This window comes from Leptolyngbya sp. GGD (assembly GCF_026735145.1).
Taxonomy (GTDB): Bacteria; Cyanobacteriota; Cyanobacteriia; order Leptolyngbyales; family Leptolyngbyaceae; genus Leptolyngbya; species Leptolyngbya boryana.
Map to the genome: position 1 here is coordinate 97904 of NZ_JAPQKE010000001.1, position 17452 is coordinate 115355.

Below are 17452 nucleotides of genomic sequence, written 5' to 3' on the forward strand. Positions count from 1 at the left end.
GTTTCAGAATCAACTATCATCTAGAATTAGTCCAATCCAGATCCGACAAAGAACCTGCTATGACCGAGACACCTCAAGACCTCCCAAATGCTGACGAACTCCTGCTCTCACTCCGCCGCAAACAGGGATCTTGGGTCGAGTGGGGACATACTTGTCAAACCTTGCAGAAAGCAGGATATACGCCACAAGCGATCTTTGAAGCCTCTGGATTCGAGCCAATTCAGCAAAACCAGATCATTGTTGCTGCACAAGTCTATGACACCATGCTGAAAGTCGGAGTTTCGGATGCGGTCAAAAACCATTTTGGACAAAGAGCTAGCGATATTCTGTACGAATTGCGAGTTCTCAAGCAGGAAGAACGTGCCGCTGCCGCTGAATTAGTCTTTGCAAAGAACTTAGACACGGACGAAGTGCACGAAGTTGTACGATCGCTCAAAGAATTTTCTCGTCTTAGCAAAATTCCAGAAAACTTTACGGCTCATCCAGGTGACATTGTTGCGTTCTACGCCTGGAAGACTGCGAAAGAAAAATCCGATTTCCAAGAGCGATCGCGCTACATTGCCAGAGGTCTAAAATTCGCGCACACCGAAACAGCTCGAAAAACGATCGAAGCACTCTTAACCGATTTCACTGTTACCCCCAAGCGTCCTGCCCCTCGCCTTCCGCTCTATCGCGTTGACAGTGATGAGCAACTGCCGCGCATTTTACCCGTTGCAGGCAAACTGCCGCTCAAAGTTGCTGATCTTCATGCTGTCCCGATGTTAGAAGAAACGGGAATCTTTGCGATCGTGCAATTTTCCGGCATCGGCGCAGTGATGACGGTTCCGGGTTGGCAAGTGATCCGCAGTGCAGAAGATCCAGTCGCGATTTTAGGACAAAGCGATCGCTTACCTGTTCCATTAGAAGGTGATGCGGAAGAAGTGATCATTGTCATTGATCGAGCGCAACGAGACTGGGACGCAGACAGTTACTTTGCGATCGCTGAAGGAGAACAATTAGAACTGCAATGGTTTGAAGAAGAACCGACGATCAACTTATTAGGGCGAGTCATTCTCGTCATGCGCCCCAAGAAAGTCCTAGACGAAGCTTATACAACCGAGCTTTGGCAGTTAGATGAGTAGAACTGCCTTTTGCAGGTTTGAACCGTGAAAAAAAATCCCCTTACCTTGTTCGATCGGGGAAGGGGGAAATGCACTAAACTCTACCTTCTCAAAACTTCTACTCAGCGCACTTTTGCATGAAATCAATGACCTCGTGCATAAATCCGGGTTTAGTAACCATTAAAACGGTCGAACCCGGCTCCAAAATCGTGCTGCCATTCGGAATCGCCAGATCCATATGTGCATGAGGCTGATAGCCAATGATCAATGATCCCTTTGGAAATCGAGAATCTTGTGCAACTTCAGCCACACTGCGTCCGACTACATTACAATTCGCAGGAATTGCCAGCTTAAAGACTTCAATCTGACCTTGCTCGAAGTGCATCATCGATTCTACTTCGGGGTATTCGATGACATTCACCATCGTCGAAACCGCAAGCTCGATCGCATTAACCACATGCGTTGCTCCGGCAAGGCGATAAGGCTCAGCAAAATCCTTGTGCCGCATTCTCACCAAAATATTTGGCACACCATAATGCTTTGCCAAAGTCGCCATTGCCAGATTTAAAGCATCACTTCTCAGAACTGCTGCAATCGCATCTGCCTTGCGAATGCCTGCTTCGAGCAAAACTTCTGTGCTCACCGCACTGCCTTCAAAAGCAATCACTCCCAACTGCTCACGAGCATATCGACAAGCCGCAGGATTCACATCAATCACTGCAACCGTGTGCCCTAGATCGATCAGACGTTGAGCCAAACTCACTCCAATCAGACCCGCGCCCCCGATTAACACATACATAGACTTCTCTCCTGCAAGCTCCGCTTATAGCTTAGAGCAAGATGAAAGAATTGGCAGCTAATCGAGCTTCAACGAATTGACAGGAACTTCGTCCCAAGAATTGACTTCTCGCATCCGAGCAATCCAACCGTCTGCTTTTTGATCTGCGGTGAGGTTCTCTTCAAAGGATTGATGGCATTCATTTGCTTGCGTTTCATCGCAGCAGGCAATGCAGGCATACATCAGTCCAGATGGATCAACTTGTTCATTTACCCAAATTGTCATGGTCGTATCCTCTAGAATCCTACAGAAAATTTTGACATATTTATTTCGGTTAGAAAGCTGACATTTGTAACAAAGCCTCGCCTGTAACGCGACAAATTCGCCAGTCTGGAAGCACTGTTGCACCCATCCGTTCATAGAACCCGATCGCACTCTCATTCCAGTCTAAAACGCTCCATTCTAAGCGCCCACAGTCTTGCTCTAAGGCAATTTGAGCCAATTGAGTCAGGAGTGCTTTTCCAATCCCTTGACCCCGATATTCTGGTAAAACAAACAGGTCTTCCAGATAGATTCCTGGCTTTGTAAGGAAAGTGGAATAGTTATAAAAATATAATGCAAACCCGATCGCTTGTTCATGGACGGTTGCCACGATCGCTTCAACTACAGGCTTTTCGCCGAAGAGATGTGTGTGAAGCTGCTCGATCGAGCCTGTAACCTGATGCGAGAGTTTTTCGTACTCTGCTAATGCCTGAATCAGCGAGAAAATTGCTGGAACATCAGCCGGGAGTGCAGCACGAATTTGAAACATAAGTACAGCCAGGGTGAGAAACAACAGCACTCACCCTACCGCATCTTTAGGTCAGATGTTGCTGAACAGTCGCAACTAAGCGCTCTGTCCAATGTTCTACCAGATCAGAACTTTCCGCCTCAACCATGACTCGGATTACTGGCTCTGTTCCGGATGCACGAACTAAGATGCGTCCACGATCGCCCATTGCCGCTTCAGCTTCAGAAATTGCGTCTTGAACGGCTGCGTTGTGATGCCAGTTCAAGCGCTGAGTCCGATCTTCGACCCGCACATTGCGAAGCAGTTGAGGATAGGTCTTGAAACTGCGATCGACTAATTCTGCCAAGTTTCCACCCGATTGCTGAATCAAGCTTGCTAAGTGCAACGCCGTTAACAATCCGTCTCCACTGACGCTGTGTTGTGGACACAAAATATGTCCAGACTGTTCACCGCCCAAAGCAGCCCCATGCTTGATCATGTCGGCATGAACATACTGATCGCCAACCGAAGCTCGGATTAACTGACCGCCTAATTTTTCCCAAGCCCGCTCAAAGCCAAGATTCGACATCACCGTTGCAACGATTGTTGCACCTGGAAGCTGCCCTGCTGATAACAGGTGCTTGCCCCAAAGGTAGAGAATGTAGTCTCCATCGACTGTCCGACCTTGGCTATCGACCGCTAAGACGCGATCTGCATCGCCATCAAACGCAAATCCAACATCGGCTCCCTGCTCTTTCACCGCAGCTTTCAGCAAATTCAAATGCGTCGAACCACAATTGACATTAATGCGATCGCCATCGGGCTGACCATGCAACACAGTCACATCTGCACCCAAAGACCGGAAAACATCTGCAGCAGAGCGCGTTGCAGCACCCCATGCCAAATCTAAAACGACTTTCAATCCAGCAAAGGGTTCAGCCGATTCAGCCATCAACGGTTGCTGAATTGCTTGAATATATTGCTCAATCAATTCCGAGCGATGGAAATGCTGTCCCCATTGCGAGGAAATGGACGCAATTTTTCTTTCTCCTCGCAGACAAGCTTCAATTTGCTTTTGAAGTTCTGACGCGAGTTTCGAGCCATCTGAATTAAAAAACTTGATGCCATTATCTTCAGGCGGGTTGTGACTGGCAGAAATCATCACGCCGCCGATCGCCTCACTGTAGTGCGTTAAATGCGCTACTACTGGAGTCGGACACAATCCTAAATCCCACACTTCTAAGCCTGCTGCGGTCAATCCTGCAGAAAGTGCCATTGCCAGCATATTGCTTGAATTGCGCGAATCTTGACCAATGACGATCGGGGCGCGATTTCCGGAGCCTAAAACCTGTCCAGCCCAATATCCGATCTGCATCGCCAAGGGAGCCGTCAGCAAGTCTCCAGCCTTCCCTCGAATCCCATCCGTTCCAAACAAAGCAGACTCTGGCAAAGGTAACGCTTCCCAGTGTTGGGAACGGGAAGAAAAGCGGCTGAGCGATTCAGCCTTTGATGGCAATGACACCATAGATAACTCACATCCTCACACAAAATAACTGTGGTTAAACCGTTGCACCCTTGCAGTCTATCTCACACTAAGGTGTATCTCTAGGTATTTAGACTACACCCCAGCCGCATCTAACAGCCGTTGGAACTCCAGCCAACTCAATCCCTGCTCGACAAATCGTGGATGATTGGGATTATAAGGACTCTCCAAGCGATCGACAGATTGCACGATCGCATCATCCGGCAGCACAGGCATATCCGGATCGAATGAGGTTGGATTCATCAGCGAACTGGAGAATCCCTTAAAAATCGCAATTTGATCAGGCTGTCCTTCTGCCTCGATCGACACCAATAAGACTTCATTGGGGCACTTAATGGTGTACTGCTCTAAACGCTGTCCAATTGAATGACTCATGGGAAAACTGATGAATAGATAAACACAAGGACTAATTTTCCATCGCAGAGCGTTTCCGCTTCCCGAGACGGAAAAAGACGAAGTAGCCTAAATAGAGAACGTAGATGACCAGTCCGACAATGCCAAAAAATCCCAGAACAAAGGGTCTGACTCCAGAGTGAAGATATTCTCTGAACAAGAACGGTGGATCTAGCCAAACTCGGCAAGCTGCATCTCCTAAAATCTGCTGACTCGCCAAGGTTGCACAGCGTAAGACTGGGATTTGTCCAATCACCCCGATCGCACAATAGACTGAAACTGCCCAGCGCCAAGACACCAGCGCCAATTTCAGCGAACTCGGCGGCGAATCGCGAATTTCTTCATTCAAATCTGCCCAATACCAAAGCCCGATCGGAATCAGAATTCTCGCAAGCCAACCAGAGAAAAACCCGATCGGCAATACACCAATCAGTAAATAGAGGGTAATCGCCAACAAGCTAGAAACGCGCCAATAAATCAAGAGCAATCTTTGCAGGGCTTCAACCTGTTGTACGGTCGCCCAAATCAGGAGAGCGAGTGGCAAGATGACAGTGAACAAGACTGCCAAACGGTAATCTGTCCAAACGATTGAAGATAACCAGGCGGGAACGTCTTGCATAACTCAAAAATATAAACGGGTAGCTCAGCCTAACCAGTATATAAAGGAAACCTAGAATTTCAGCGTTTTTGGCTGTACCTTGCAACAGTTTGCGCTAAAGCATTGAGATCAATCGGCTTTGAGACGTAATCAACAGCTCCGGCTTCGAGACATTTTTCACGATCGCCTTTCATTGCCATTGCGGTTTGGACGATCACCGGAATGGAGCGATAGCGTTTTCTCGATCGTAACTGCTGCGTCAGCGTTAAACCATTCACTTCAGGTAGATGAATGTCCATCAAAATCACGGCAGGAATCGATTGCTTGAGAGATTGCCACATTTCTTTACTATCTTTTGACCAGGTGACTTCATAGCCGAGTTTGCAGAGATAAGTGATGATCAAGCGGGCGTTGTGGGCGTTGTCTTCGACGAGGAGGATGTGGTTGGAGCGGGTGGGGTTAAGGGGAGTGGGGGAGTGGGGGAGTGGGGGAGTGGGGAGATGGGGAGTGGGGGAGAGGCAGAGTTGGTTGGGGGGGGAGGTGGGATCGGTATTGATGGGCATGGTGAGTGGGAGCGCGATCGTGAAGCGAGAACCAACACCGAGTTCTGAGTCGAGGCGTACCCATCCACCGTGTAGTTCGGCAAGTTTTTGGGTGAGTGTTAGACCTAAACCTGTGCCTTCACCGGGGGTCGCGTTTTTCAGTTGGGTGTAGGGGCGAAAGAGGAGTTGCTGTTGTTCGGGCGAGATGCCTGTGCCTGTATCCCAGACGATGAAGTGCATGAAATCATCGATCGCTTTAACTTCTAAGCCGACCGACCCACGCTCGGTAAATTTCAGGGCATTGGAGAGCAAGTTGAATAGCATTTGCTTCAGCCGGAGTGGATCGGCTGCAATGGTCGTGATTTCGGGTGCGACGACGAGTTTGAGGGGTAGCCCTTTATCGTTTGCTTTTTCCTGGACGAGTTTGAGTGCAAGTTTGCAGACTTCGATGACATCGATCGTTTCTTGCTGGAGAGTAAGCTGATTGGCTTCGATTTTGGACAGATCGAGAATGTCATTAATCAGAGCGAGAAGATGCTGACCACTGCTGAGAATGATTTTTAGGTATTCTTGGTGGCGTAAGTTCGAGGGATTGTAGCCTTGCTCTCTGAGCAGGTGAGTGAAACCGAGAATTGAACTGAGCGGAGTACGGATCTCGTGGCTGGTGTTGGCGAGAAATTCGCTTTTGAGTTTGCTAATTTGGCTGAGTTCTTGGTTTTGTGCTTTCAGGGCTTGGCATTGCTCGATTAATGCTTCGGTCTTTTTGCCGTGGCGAATCACTTGCACCGTTTGGGAAATCGCGCGACTGACGCATTGATCGCGCAGTTGAATCAATATCGGATCGATCGCTGTTGAAGAAATCGGAGAAGAAACGGTTACGAGCCAGCCGTAAGTCGTTTTGCGATCGCACAATTCCCAAGCGTTTTGCCATTCTAATTGCCGGAGGTTCTGTAGAGCAGCGAGTTCAAAGGTGCGACCGAGTTCGAGTTCGATCGCATGACGGGCGATGCAAATCGAAGGGCTAAGTTGCACCATTGATCCGGCTAAATGCTGAATCTCAAATTGGTCAGCTTGATCAGCTTGGTCAGCTTCCATCGGCAGGGCAATTGCTACGATTTCACCCGATAAGGCGTGACCGAGTTCGTCCGCGAGCATTTGCCAGAGTTTCGCTTCCGTCGGCTCCGAATTTAAACTGTCTTGGAGACGAGCATTTAAATGATTTAAGAAGCGCTCAATCCAAAGTTCGGCTGCAAGTTGATTGGTCGCGCAGGAATCAGATTGCGTGAAAACTTGGCGCAGTGAGGCGCTGATCGCATTGCCTCGAATCGTTTGATGTAGATGCAGTTGCGTAGTCATGCCGCAGTCTCAATCATTGAACGGGTGAAGGTCTGAAACGGCAATCTGATAACTCTGGGGGTGAGATGAGATTGTGAATTAGGTTCACCAACTATCGTACCGAGATCTACGGATGACTTAGAACGGGCAGGGTGGGCACTTAACTAAAGCCTTAAGATTGGGTACGGAAGTATGAAGCTTAGAATTCCCGCCGTGAAAAAATTAGCGACGCGATCGTCAGAACAAACGCAATATAAAGAAATGCATAGAGTGCGTTGCCTAATAAAATCTGTGGCGCCGGAATCAGGTTATAGACCGCTTGATTCTTCAAATCCAACCGTGTCAGGTCAGGCAAGACTAAGTACAGTCCTTGAGTAACGGTTTCGATCACAGGATTTTTAGTCAGTTTGCCAAACTTCACAATGTCTGGGCTGAGTTGTCCCATCAGGTATATCCCGAAGCTCAACATCATCGCCAGCAGTGAACTTGTAAAAACACCGAAGAGAATGGCGATCGCACTAATCAACGACAATTGCAGCAGCAGAAACCCCGATGAGATCAGCAAATTGGGCAGAGAAAACGGAATTTTTTCCACCAATAAAATGCCGACTGCAATCAGACTCATAGCGGCAATCAAAACAGCCAAGACTGCAGACAGTCCCAAATGTTTACCAATGATGAACTCGGCGCGGCTCACAGGTTTCGCAATCAGCACGAAGACGGTGCGTTTCTCAATTTCTTTATTCACTAAGCCTGTGCCGATGAAAATTGCCACGATCAGTCCAATCACTGGCATCGTGGCAAGGGCGAGATCGAGCAGAATTTTTTTCTCAGTCGTAGCCGCGATTTCGGGCAGGAGATAATTGGCGAGGATGAGTGCGCCTGCATAAAACATGACGAGATAAAGAATGCGATCGCGCATCACTTCTCGAAACACATTCGATGCGATCGCACCAATCCGATTGAAGGTGCTACCAATCGTCAAGACTGCCTCACTCATTGCTTTCTCCTTGCTCCATGGGAAAATCAGATTCCTCATTTTGCCCGAAGAATCACAGTTTGGCTTGTTCGATTTGTTTCGGTTGGGTGATGGCTCCACACTGAACCGTCCCAACCAGTTTTGGCGTCGTCGGAGCGGTTGCAGGCGGAGAAGCATTATCGAAATTGAACTGGGTCGCGGGTCCTTGTCTTCGAGCTTGGGCAATGCGGCAGATTCGGCTCAACTCATATCCGCCGCGACGAGAGGTCGGTCCTGTCCAAGTCGCTCTGAGTTGCAAATCATACGCATCTGAAATCACATTAGCATTGAGATTCCATAACTCTGCTTCGGCGACTTTGGGCAGTTGCGATTTGACCTGCTGCTGCAATTCTGGAACTTGTCGATCGAGTTGTTCTAGCCAGCGTTCTACTTCTGACCAAGGTTTTCCTTCAAGGTCGGAACGAACTCTTTGAGCGGCAAGGTTCAAGATATCTGCACCTCTCGATAACGCTGCCGCCTTGTCAAATTCCTGGGGTCGCCAGACAAAAGCGCTCCGGCTGAGGTTATCGGCTCGGAGTGAAGGATATTGCGTCATCCAAGTATTGATTTGGAAGTAAAACTGAAACCAACAGCTGAGGACTAAATTCGAGAGCATCAGCAGAATGATGTCTTGGCGGTGTCCTTTGTTGGGATTCGTGTAGATGGGGCTTTTGGTTTTGGGATCGGATTTGACAAATTTTGGGGCTGCCCAAACAATCGACGAAATCGGAGGCCAACTGATGAATGCGGCTTGAGTCGGAATCGTTCTGCCTTCGATCGTGCCGAAAAACCAAATACAAATCAGCGCGCCGACAATCCAAGGTCCGAGAAATAAGTTAAAAAACGTGAGTTTCTTTTTGACATTCGGTTCGTAGACAAACCACCAAACGCCTAAAACCAGGAACAGCCAGCCAAAGGATGAAATGATCCGTTGGGCAATTTGTGGCGCTGGGGACGTGGTGAGCGCAGCCACGACTGCGCTAAAGATACTCAAAAATATTAGCGTTTGCCAGGATGCCCACTGAGGGGGCTGCAAGAGTTTACGAATTTCTTTAACAATATCGGTGATGAATGCCATACGTGGATGCGATTAAAAATTACTAGGCGGTTCAGAAAATGTCCGAATCGCGATGATCAAGGTGATGGCGCTAAAACTGGCGGCATTTGCCCAAAGCACCGCTAGGGCACGATTTGGGATTTCTGAGAATGCCTGACGCTGAGCTTTTCTGCCTTGAAATTTGGTACGATCGCGGACTTCGATTTCGACTGGCTTTTTATTTTCCAAGATTAAGTCGAGCCAATCGAGGCTTTGGAGTTTTACAACAAATGTGCCTAAAAAGGTCAAGAACGCTAAGCCAATCAGCACAGGCGGAGTGCTGGTCAGATCAAAGAAAATATAGTTAATTAATTGCTGTCGCCAAGTGGGAGGAAGCCAAGGCTCAATGACGAAAAACAAAAACCAGCCCGCGACTGTCGAAAGCAAGTTTGCAGTTGCGGCATACTGAATGCTGGACTTTTTCCCAATTCCAAGATATTTCTGCAGCACGAGGGCTTCGACTGCGATCGCTAAGACGATAAAGAGCAGTTGATATAAGATCGCGCGCAGGGGCAACACATCCCACATAATCTGTTTTGCACAAATTTACAAGAAGATTGTAAGTGCAGTTGTTTGGGTTTGCATTAAAAAAATCAGGAAAATTAGGGGGTTCGCCACTATTTTGCGTTATTTCTGCGGGTTGAGCGATCGCATAGTCTGAGTAAAAATTTCGGCACAAGTTATATGTCTCAAGTCAAAATCGGCATTCTCGGCGGCAGTGGTCTTTACAAAATGGAGGCACTCAAAGATATCGAAGAAATCCAGATCGAAACGCCATTCGGCTCTCCGTCGGATGCGCTCATTGTGGGAACTTTAGAAGGAACCCGCGTGGCTTTTCTAGCGCGGCATGGACGTAATCATCATTTATTGCCATCTGAATTACCGTTTCGCGCCAATATTTATGCGATGAAGAGTCTGGGCGTTGAGTATCTGATTTCAGCTTCAGCGGTTGGGTCGTTGCAAGCAGAAATGAAGCCGTTGGATATGGTCATTCCGGATCAGTTTATCGATCGTACCTTTGGGCGAATGGGGACATTCTTTGGAGATGGCATTGTCGCTCACGTTGCTTTTGGCGATCCAGTCTGTCTTCAGTTGGCAAAAGTGTTAGGCGATGCAGTTGAGAGTTTGCAGCTTGAAGGCGTAACGCTGCATCGAGGGGGAACTTATGTGTGCATGGAAGGACCAGCCTTTTCAACAAAAGCAGAATCGAATTTACATCGGAGTTGGGGTGCTTCGGTGATTGGCATGACGAATTTACCCGAAGCAAAATTAGCACGCGAAGCGGAGATTGCTTATGCGACGCTGGCTTTAGTCACCGATTACGATTGTTGGCATCCCGATCATGATAGTGTCACCGTCGAAATGGTGATTGGAAATTTGCAACGCAATGCAGTGAATGCTCAAAAAGTGATTTTAGAAACGGTGCGGCGATTGAGCAAAAATCCGCCTGTGTCTGACGCACATTCGGCATTGAAGTATGCAATTTTAACGCCAAAAGATCAGGTTTCAGCAGAGGCGAAAACACGCTTGGAATTCCTGTTACAGAAGTACTTTACTGAGGAATAGACGGCTCAGGATCGGTTGCAGGAACGGGTTGCAGATAGTAGAGCCGAGCTGCTGCTGCTAAGCCAATAAAGCCCCAAAGCACTAATCCGAATGGAGCAAGCATGACGGTATTCAAGCTAATTTGCGAAACGGTCGCGAGTACGATCGCTCGGCAAGCTCCCACAAACGGATCGATCGCGGCTTCCCGTCCTTGCATCATGCTAAAAATCAGTAATACTAATCCAGCAACATAAGGAATCGTGCCAAACCAACCGAGATTCAAAAGCAAGGTGAGAATTCCACTGTCATTCCCCCCAATATTTGCGTCTCGAATCACATAGCCAATACCGCGCCCTTCTACTTCAACCAGCGCATCATTGAGCAAATTCGTATAGCCAATACTACGATCGACAAAGCTGCCGTCTTGCTGTCCTTGAAACAAGGTTTGTACCCGTGAACTGATCACAGTGGAAAAGGGTTCGATCGCCGTTAAGGGCAGAATGACCAGCGACATCACCATTAAGGTGACGATCAATCGCATCTGCAATCGCGGTTTCAAGGATGGAATAAACACAACTAAGCCGATAAACCAACTTAACCAAGCTGTTCTTGCCAAGGTTAAAAGTAAGGTCAGATAGCCTACAGCGGATGCCGCAATTTTGAGCGGATTTTTGATTGCAAACAGTAACAGCACGCAGGCAACGAGTATACAGGCAAAGGGTTGGGGCGAATGCATTGTGCTCCAAACTCGAATGCGTAACGGATCGGGAGTTCCAAACGAGTAGATCTTCATGATTGCAATCAGATTTTGCAGCCAAAACTGATCCCACAGAGGCGCAAACAAAAACTGAATAATTCCATAGCTCCCCATCACGATCGTTCCCCAGAGAAAGGTACGCTCAGTCACTCGCTTGAGTTCTGGAAATTGTCGCCACTTTGAAAAGAGGTGGTATCCAAAAACAATTGGGGTGAGCCAATTTAACAGCGCGATAATCACCGTTTGCGGTTGAAAACTGAGCAAGCCGATAAACGCTCCGTACAGAACTGCGATCGCTGAAAGTACAAACGGTAAACCATTCCCACGAATTGCTTTTGGCAATTGAGTGAGCAAGGTCAAACTCGCGAGAAATGACACGAGAAAGGGTGCCAGTAACACTGGATTGGGGTCAAGCCAGCCCGCTTGCCAATCGATCATCCGCCGCACCAAGGGTGTGAGGAACCACAACCACCAGGTAAACCCAACATAAAAGAGCGGGTATCGAAAGAACAGTAATGCTCCGACAACTAAGCTGCCAGTAGGAAAAATAAAACGAAGGACTGAACCAACATTGGCAGCGAGACATAGTACAGTCAAGGCAACAAGGGCACCAATCATCAGCCAAGGCTCTGAGACTTGCGGAGTTTTAGGTTGGGGTTGAGCGGTGTACATTAGCTAAGCCCTCATGCGTTGCGCCATTTCATAGAAGTTTAGATTATCCTGAGCAATGTTTTGCCAACTGTATCGCTGTGCCGATCGATAAGCGTTGTGTCGTAAGCAATCGAGGAAAGCCCGATCGAGAATCAAGGTTTCAATCGCTTGCTCAAAGGCTTCACGATCGCGACAGGGTACAATCATTCCGGTTTCTCTATCGCGCACGATTTCTAATGGACCTGGAGCCGTGGTTGTGACGGGTGCGAGTCCACATGCCATCGCTTCGACGAGCGCAACGCCAAAGCCTTCGGAAATCGTTGGGAGAACTTTAATGTGATGTCCTTTGAGCAGTTCTGGCAGTTTGTGATTTTCGTAGTAGGGAATGACCGTGACGCGATCGCGCACCTTTGGATCAAAGTCGGCATAAACTTGATCGGCTGAGCATTCTGTTCCAAATAAGCTAACTTCTATTTTGGGATAGCGCTTGAGAATTGCATTCAGTGCAGGGGTTCCGTATTGAATGCCTTTCCGCACGATGTAGCTACTGACTTGGGCAATTCGGATCGGTTCATGCTCGGCTGGAGTCGGTTCAAACGGTAGATTGAGCATCGTTTCGGGAATGCCATTGGCGACGATATGCGCTCGATCGGGATGAACGCCTAACTGTTCGACGACGAAATCGCGATCGCGTTGATTGAGCAATAAAACGAGGTCAGACTGTCGCATGGAAGTTGCGACTTCCCAAAGGCGAATACTGCCTCGATATAAAGGATATTTCCACTCAAGTTTGAGATGTCCTCGCTGCGATTCTTCGAGATATTCTAAGTGTTCTATGTGTTCTAACCCGTGGCAGCGTGCCACTAAAAGGGGGCGCTGTTTTTGCAGTTTTTGTAAGCCGAGTCCCCAGATCCAAGCATCTGCTGTGGACGCATCAATCACATCGATCGCAGCATGGCGATGAGAGTGGAGAATTTTTGCAGCAGTGAATTCTGGAAATAAAATAAATCGCGCTAAAGGTGGTAATTTTTTGGGTAAATCGTCGAGCGAGTAAAACTCGACTTCATGCCCTAATTTTTCATATTCTCGCCCCAATCGCCAAGTAACTCCTGGGCCTCCCGCGTTTGGATCAGCGGGATAGTGAAATGTGAATAATGTTCTCATGGGTTTGTTAGATCAGCTTGTTAGATCAAATAGGTTTTTTTCGATACCTTTCACCATGTTTTCATGCGTAAAATACTGTGAGATATGTTGCCGACATCTACTTCCTAAAGACGGATCTTCGGTTCGCCAATCTAAAATGCGATCGAGCTTTTCTGCTAAATCTTGCTCGTTCCCTGGCTCAAATAATAAGTCTGCAAATTCATGAGTGAGAATTTCTGGATTTCCGCCAATTCGACTGGCAACTTTTGGAACGCCACAGGCTAAGGATTCAAACAATCCTAAGCTACAGGGTTCGTTCCAAATGCTCGGTAAAACATTCACATCGCTGGCTTGATAAAGCGATACAGGATCGGTGAGATGTCCCAGGAATTTCACGCGATCGCGGATTCCGAATGTTTCGGCTAACTCGATCAGGGATCTGAGGTAATTCATCCCTTCATCCTCACACTCGTGCCCTTTGGAAAAACTGTAGTGGGTTACAGGTTTTCCTGCAATCAATGTCTGAATTCTTTTTCCTTTCTTGATTAAAGCTGCTGTTGCTTTGATCAGAGTTTCTAGCCCTTTTTCACGGTCAATTCTACCGATATAAGAGATGATTTTAGTGTTGTCGGTGATACCTAGTTTTTGTTGGATAGAAATATAATTTTCAGCAGGTTGAAATCGATTCAGATCGACACCATTGTAGACCACATGAATTAGATCGCTTTTGATGCCAAACTTGACCCAATCTTGCTTGGTTTGTTCTGAAACTGCAATAAAACGATCGACGCCTCGCAATCCAAATTTTCGCTGATGATTGAGATTAAGCGGCGGTAGTTGTAAATAGCACACATAAGGAATGTGCCGAAAAGAAGAAAGAGCATAAGCAAATAACGAAAAATGATAGTCATTGCAAAAAATCAATGAATTTTTAGCCTTCGGAATTTGCCAAAGTTGGATCAGGCTAGGAAGAAATTTCAGAATACTCTTCAAGCTTCGCCAATCGAAACCATAAGCAGAGATGGGAATGGTGCGATCGCAAAATGAAGCATACTGCGGAAGTAGATCACCCGGTTTGAGATACAGCAAAGTAATCCGATGCCCGCGTTGGAATAGCCCTCGACAGATTTCGAGTAGATTTAATTCCTGCCCGCCGCGTTGAGTCGTTGTGTGATTTTCAAGAACAATCAAATGCATCCGTTTTGCAACCTAATGATGTTTTCTCTCCACTCCCTACGCCTTTTCACTCGATCGCATTTCATGCTGAATTTGGTGATAGTGCCAAAGCCGCCCTTGTCGCTCTAGCAACTCTTGATATCGACCTTGCTCGACTAACCGCCCCTGCTCCATCACCACTACTTGATCCGCGCGCATAATCGTCGATAACCGATGCGCGATCGTAATTACGGTTCTGCCTTTCGACAATTGCTCTAGAGACTGTTGAATCAATTGCTCTGATTCAGAATCTAATGCACTGGTTGCTTCATCTAAGATCAAAATTTCTGGATCACGGAGCAATGCCCGCGCGATCGCTAATCTTTGCCGCTGTCCTCCAGATAATCGCACGCCGCGATCGCCCAAAATCGTCTCAAACTTCTCCGGCATTTCTAAGATAAATGCCAGTGCATTCGCCTGCACCGCAGCCTGCCAAATCTGTTCGTCAGTCATGTTGGTTAACCCATAAGCAATGTTCTCCCGAACGGTCGTATTGAAAATAAAGGTATCTTGACTGACGATCGCAATCTTCTGCCGCAACGATTTCACAGTAAACGATCGCGCATCTTTGCCATCAAACAAGACATAGCCAGCACTCGGATCGTAAAACCTGGGAATCAAATCGACGAGCGTTGTTTTTCCGGCTCCCGATCCACCTACGATCGCCGTCACTTTTCCCTTCGGAATCGAGAGGGAGACATCTCGAAGGACGATATGATTTGCGTCATATCCGAAATCAACCGTGAAGAACTCGATCGACTGATGCAACCCTGTAAAAATGCGATCGCCCTCTTGCAAATACGGTTTATCTTCTCGCGCTAACAGTTCCCGCACATTCCGAATCGCGCCCGTCGCTGACAATAGTTGCACTCGGCTCGTATTCATCTCATATATGGCTGGAACGAGCCGAAACAAGATAAACAAAAAAGTCAGTAAAGAGGCAGTTTGTAAACTCCCCTGCTTCACAAAAATCGTGATTGCTAAAACAATCATGCTGATCAAAACGGTCGTTGCTAATCCTTCAGCGAGGGGACGCACAATCGCAAATTGGCGAATCGCTTTCATGCCCGCTTTGACAATGTTGGAGCTAGCTTTATAGAAGCGATCGCGCTCATACTCTTGGGTCGCGAACGCTTGTACGGTGCGAATACCTGTGATAAATTCCAGTGCCGTTGCAGTAAATTGGGCATTCGCGCGCGAAACATCAACACTACTGTTGCGGACACGCTCATTCACATTCGACAGACAGATGGCAACGAGTGTGAATAAAACGAGTGATGTCAGCGTCAACTGCCATGAGATCGTAAAAAGCAACACAGCGTAGACGGTTAAAGTTAATCCTTTTGTGATAATAAAAGCGATGAGCGTAAATGCAAAATTGAGTCTGCCAATCTCATTCGTTAATGTATTGACCAAATCACCAGACGAAACACGATTGAAATAGCTCAGACTCAACGACTGCAGCTGCTCGAAAATTTGCGTGCGTAAGCGATCGACTAAAGTTTGCTGCGTTAGCTCTGTGTAAATCTGAGTCAGATAATTAAATCCAGCCCGTACCCAAGCGGAACATAAAATCAGACCCGAAACCCGCAGCAGCCGTTCGGTCGCATCGCGATCGATGCCCAAAACCCAAACATCGAACCAATGCACCCCCGTTTGAAACGGTTCGAGCGTTGGACTAACTAGGCTTTGCAAAAATGCGAGGAGAAACCCAAATCCAAATCCCTCAAACGCGGCTGAACCAAGTGCAAACAAAATAGCAGCAATCGCGATGTTGGGAAAGTGACGAAATTCTCGGATAAAAAACTCATTTTCTTGCCAAAACCGAGTCGCCCCAAACCATTGTCTTGCGCCTCGTCTGAGATAATGCGGAACCCAAGGCATTCAGGATAAGCCTCATAAAAGATCTAACATGGGTCAGAAAACTTGCGATACAGTGCAAACAGCCTCTAAAAAGCTCCGAATCCAGACAATACCTTCGGAAGTGTCCGCAATAAGATTTGAATATCACCGCGAAATGACCAATTGTGCAGATAGTCTAAGTCCTGTTGGCTCACGGTTTCTAGATCTAATTGAGTCGATCGCCCACTCACTTGCCAAGCTCCAGTCATTCCAGGGAGAGCATTCAAACGCAATTGCATATCAGCACTGAGCCGCACTGCATCATAAAGCGCCCAAGGTCTTGGTCCAACTAAACTCATCTCACCCCGGAGTACATTGATCAACTGAGGTAACTCATCAAGGCTATAGCGTCTCAGCCATTTCCCGATCGCGGTAATTCTCGGATCGTCTTCTCGCTTGTGCAGACAGTGAATCGATTGATCTGCCATGACTCGATGGTGCTGCTGATCTGCATTCATCGTCATGGTACGGAATTTCAGCACTCGAAATAACTTGCCTCGCTTTCCGACTCGCCACTGGCTAAAGAAAATCGAGCCGGGAGAGGTCAGCGCGATCGCGAGTGCAATGACAAGCAAGATCGGACTGAGCACTATCAGACCCACTCCTGCTAATATCCAATCTGCAACGCGCTTACAACCCCAACGCCAGCCTCTGTGTTTGTGGGGAAGATACGCAGCACTCGGAAGTCGCAAATACAGGGCTTTGCCAGAAGATTCACAGGCTTCTGCCCAAGATTTAAGAGCAGGCTCTCCCAGGTCGAGATCAGCTCGCACAAGTTGTACGGTTGATCGCTTGAGGCATTCTGAAAGCCAGTTTGGATCACGAAGTGGGCGAATTGAGGAAGCGCGCTGAGTGCGATCGCTGCTCTGTCCAGCTTTTGATACAGGAGGCTGCAAGACTAAAAGTTGCTGTTGCCGCCAGTACAGAGAACACCGCAGGGTTTCTAGCTCTGACTTTTCCCAAGTCGAGCTTTGCGTTTCTTGCAAAAATAGCGGATCAAAAGTTGTCATGAGCCATCCGGTAAACTCGCGATATGCAGATCAAATCTTTGAAAGCCAATCTAGTAT

17 protein-coding genes are annotated in these 17452 nt (G+C 47.6%); 2 read left to right on the top strand and 15 right to left on the bottom strand.

The genetic code is table 11. From position 1 onward, the window contains the following. Positions 1–59 precede the first annotated feature (59 nt). Positions 60–1121 (top strand): RuBisCO accumulation factor 1, encoded by a 1062-nt coding sequence (locus OU814_RS00490; RefSeq protein WP_268179652.1) that lies wholly within the window; start codon positions 60–62, stop codon positions 1119–1121. Positions 1122–1218: 97 nt separating this feature from the next. Here the strand turns inward: OU814_RS00490 and OU814_RS00495 are convergent, their stop codons facing one another. From OU814_RS00495 to fraC, 10 genes are all read right to left on the bottom strand, one after another. Beyond that, positions 1219–1899 carry a potassium channel family protein gene (locus OU814_RS00495; RefSeq protein ID WP_017291074.1) on the bottom strand — a complete coding sequence of 227 codons (681 nt, stop codon included), beginning with the start codon at positions 1897–1899 and terminating at the stop codon, positions 1219–1221. Positions 1900–1956: 57 nt separating this feature from the next. Further along, positions 1957–2163 (bottom strand): glycogen debranching protein, encoded by a 207-nt coding sequence (locus OU814_RS00500; RefSeq protein WP_268179655.1) that lies wholly within the window; start codon positions 2161–2163, stop codon positions 1957–1959. A 49-nt stretch (positions 2164–2212) separates the two neighbouring features. After that, complete coding sequence (locus OU814_RS00505; RefSeq protein WP_268179658.1) at positions 2213–2689, bottom strand: GNAT family N-acetyltransferase; 477 nt, start codon at positions 2687–2689, stop codon at positions 2213–2215. 46 nt (positions 2690–2735) lie between these two features. Continuing rightward, positions 2736–4172 (bottom strand): phosphoglucosamine mutase, encoded by a 1437-nt coding sequence (gene glmM, locus OU814_RS00510; protein ID WP_268179660.1) that lies wholly within the window; start codon positions 4170–4172, stop codon positions 2736–2738. 93 nt (positions 4173–4265) lie between these two features. After that, entirely contained in the window at positions 4266–4565 is a 300-nt protein-coding gene (locus OU814_RS00515; RefSeq protein ID WP_017291070.1) for a DUF7734 family protein, read from the bottom strand. A gap of 31 nt (positions 4566–4596) precedes the next feature. Further along, positions 4597–5202 carry a DUF3177 family protein gene (locus OU814_RS00520; RefSeq protein WP_268179663.1) on the bottom strand — a complete coding sequence of 202 codons (606 nt, stop codon included), beginning with the start codon at positions 5200–5202 and terminating at the stop codon, positions 4597–4599. A 59-nt stretch (positions 5203–5261) separates the two neighbouring features. Next, on the bottom strand, positions 5262–7079 hold the full coding sequence (locus OU814_RS00525) for an ATP-binding protein (RefSeq protein WP_017291068.1): 1818 nt from the start codon (positions 7077–7079) through the stop codon (positions 5262–5264). Between the two features lie 178 nt (positions 7080–7257). Then, positions 7258–8058, bottom strand: a complete 801-nt coding sequence (locus OU814_RS00530; protein ID WP_017291067.1) for an ABC transporter permease — start codon at positions 8056–8058, stop codon at positions 7258–7260. Positions 8059–8110: 52 nt separating this feature from the next. Then, positions 8111–9154 (bottom strand): DUF5357 family protein, encoded by a 1044-nt coding sequence (locus tag OU814_RS00535; protein WP_017291066.1) that lies wholly within the window; start codon positions 9152–9154, stop codon positions 8111–8113. A gap of 12 nt (positions 9155–9166) precedes the next feature. Then, positions 9167–9700 carry a filament integrity protein FraC gene (gene fraC / locus OU814_RS00540; protein ID WP_268179667.1) on the bottom strand — a complete coding sequence of 178 codons (534 nt, stop codon included), beginning with the start codon at positions 9698–9700 and terminating at the stop codon, positions 9167–9169. Positions 9701–9856: 156 nt separating this feature from the next. Here fraC and OU814_RS00545 point away from each other — a divergent pair, with 156 nt between their 5' ends. Beyond that, positions 9857–10738, top strand: a complete 882-nt coding sequence (locus OU814_RS00545; protein ID WP_190649621.1) for an S-methyl-5'-thioadenosine phosphorylase — start codon at positions 9857–9859, stop codon at positions 10736–10738. On the opposite strand, the gene OU814_RS00550 is transcribed toward OU814_RS00545, so the two are convergent. From OU814_RS00550 to hepC, 5 genes are all read right to left on the bottom strand, one after another. After that, positions 10725–12146 carry a hypothetical protein gene (locus OU814_RS00550; protein ID WP_017291063.1) on the bottom strand — a complete coding sequence of 474 codons (1422 nt, stop codon included), beginning with the start codon at positions 12144–12146 and terminating at the stop codon, positions 10725–10727. The genes OU814_RS00545 and OU814_RS00550 overlap by 14 nt on opposite strands. A 3-nt stretch (positions 12147–12149) precedes the next feature. Next, complete coding sequence (locus tag OU814_RS00555) at positions 12150–13289, bottom strand: glycosyltransferase family 4 protein (protein ID WP_268179669.1); 1140 nt, start codon at positions 13287–13289, stop codon at positions 12150–12152. A 12-nt stretch (positions 13290–13301) separates the two neighbouring features. Then, positions 13302–14465: a glycosyltransferase family 4 protein gene (locus tag OU814_RS00560; protein ID WP_268179671.1), complete on the bottom strand. Its 1164-nt coding sequence runs from the start codon at positions 14463–14465 to the stop codon at positions 13302–13304. 36 nt (positions 14466–14501) lie between these two features. Next, a complete protein-coding gene (gene hepA, locus OU814_RS00565; protein ID WP_268179673.1) occupies positions 14502–16367 on the bottom strand; it encodes a heterocyst formation ABC transporter subunit HepA in 1866 nt (621 codons plus the stop codon). A gap of 65 nt (positions 16368–16432) precedes the next feature. After that, on the bottom strand, positions 16433–17395 hold the full coding sequence (hepC, locus tag OU814_RS00570) for a heterocyst development glycosyltransferase HepC (protein ID WP_268179675.1): 963 nt from the start codon (positions 17393–17395) through the stop codon (positions 16433–16435). Between the last annotated feature and the right edge of the window lie 57 nt (positions 17396–17452).

Excerpts from the sequence above, each read along its gene's own strand:
- OU814_RS00490 (WP_268179652.1), top strand. The coding sequence starts at position 60 with ATGACCGAGACACCTCAAGACCTCCCAAATGCTGACGAACTCCTGCTC.
- OU814_RS00495 (WP_017291074.1), bottom strand. The coding sequence starts at position 1,899 with ATGTATGTGTTAATCGGGGGCGCGGGTCTGATTGGAGTGAGTTTGGCT.
- OU814_RS00500 (WP_268179655.1), bottom strand. The coding sequence starts at position 2,163 with ATGACAATTTGGGTAAATGAACAAGTTGATCCATCTGGACTGATGTAT.
- OU814_RS00505 (WP_268179658.1), bottom strand. The coding sequence starts at position 2,689 with ATGTTTCAAATTCGTGCTGCACTCCCGGCTGATGTTCCAGCAATTTTC.
- glmM (WP_268179660.1), bottom strand. The coding sequence starts at position 4,172 with ATGGTGTCATTGCCATCAAAGGCTGAATCGCTCAGCCGCTTTTCTTCC.
- OU814_RS00515 (WP_017291070.1), bottom strand. The coding sequence starts at position 4,565 with ATGAGTCATTCAATTGGACAGCGTTTAGAGCAGTACACCATTAAGTGC.
- OU814_RS00520 (WP_268179663.1), bottom strand. The coding sequence starts at position 5,202 with ATGCAAGACGTTCCCGCCTGGTTATCTTCAATCGTTTGGACAGATTAC.
- OU814_RS00525 (WP_017291068.1), bottom strand. The coding sequence starts at position 7,079 with ATGACTACGCAACTGCATCTACATCAAACGATTCGAGGCAATGCGATC.
- OU814_RS00530 (WP_017291067.1), bottom strand. The coding sequence starts at position 8,058 with ATGAGTGAGGCAGTCTTGACGATTGGTAGCACCTTCAATCGGATTGGT.
- OU814_RS00535 (WP_017291066.1), bottom strand. The coding sequence starts at position 9,154 with ATGGCATTCATCACCGATATTGTTAAAGAAATTCGTAAACTCTTGCAG.
- fraC (WP_268179667.1), bottom strand. The coding sequence starts at position 9,700 with ATGTGGGATGTGTTGCCCCTGCGCGCGATCTTATATCAACTGCTCTTT.
- OU814_RS00545 (WP_190649621.1), top strand. The coding sequence starts at position 9,857 with ATGTCTCAAGTCAAAATCGGCATTCTCGGCGGCAGTGGTCTTTACAAA.
- OU814_RS00550 (WP_017291063.1), bottom strand. The coding sequence starts at position 12,146 with ATGTACACCGCTCAACCCCAACCTAAAACTCCGCAAGTCTCAGAGCCT.
- OU814_RS00555 (WP_268179669.1), bottom strand. The coding sequence starts at position 13,289 with ATGAGAACATTATTCACATTTCACTATCCCGCTGATCCAAACGCGGGA.
- OU814_RS00560 (WP_268179671.1), bottom strand. The coding sequence starts at position 14,465 with ATGCATTTGATTGTTCTTGAAAATCACACAACGACTCAACGCGGCGGG.
- hepA (WP_268179673.1), bottom strand. The coding sequence starts at position 16,367 with ATGCCTTGGGTTCCGCATTATCTCAGACGAGGCGCAAGACAATGGTTT.
- hepC (WP_268179675.1), bottom strand. The coding sequence starts at position 17,395 with ATGACAACTTTTGATCCGCTATTTTTGCAAGAAACGCAAAGCTCGACT.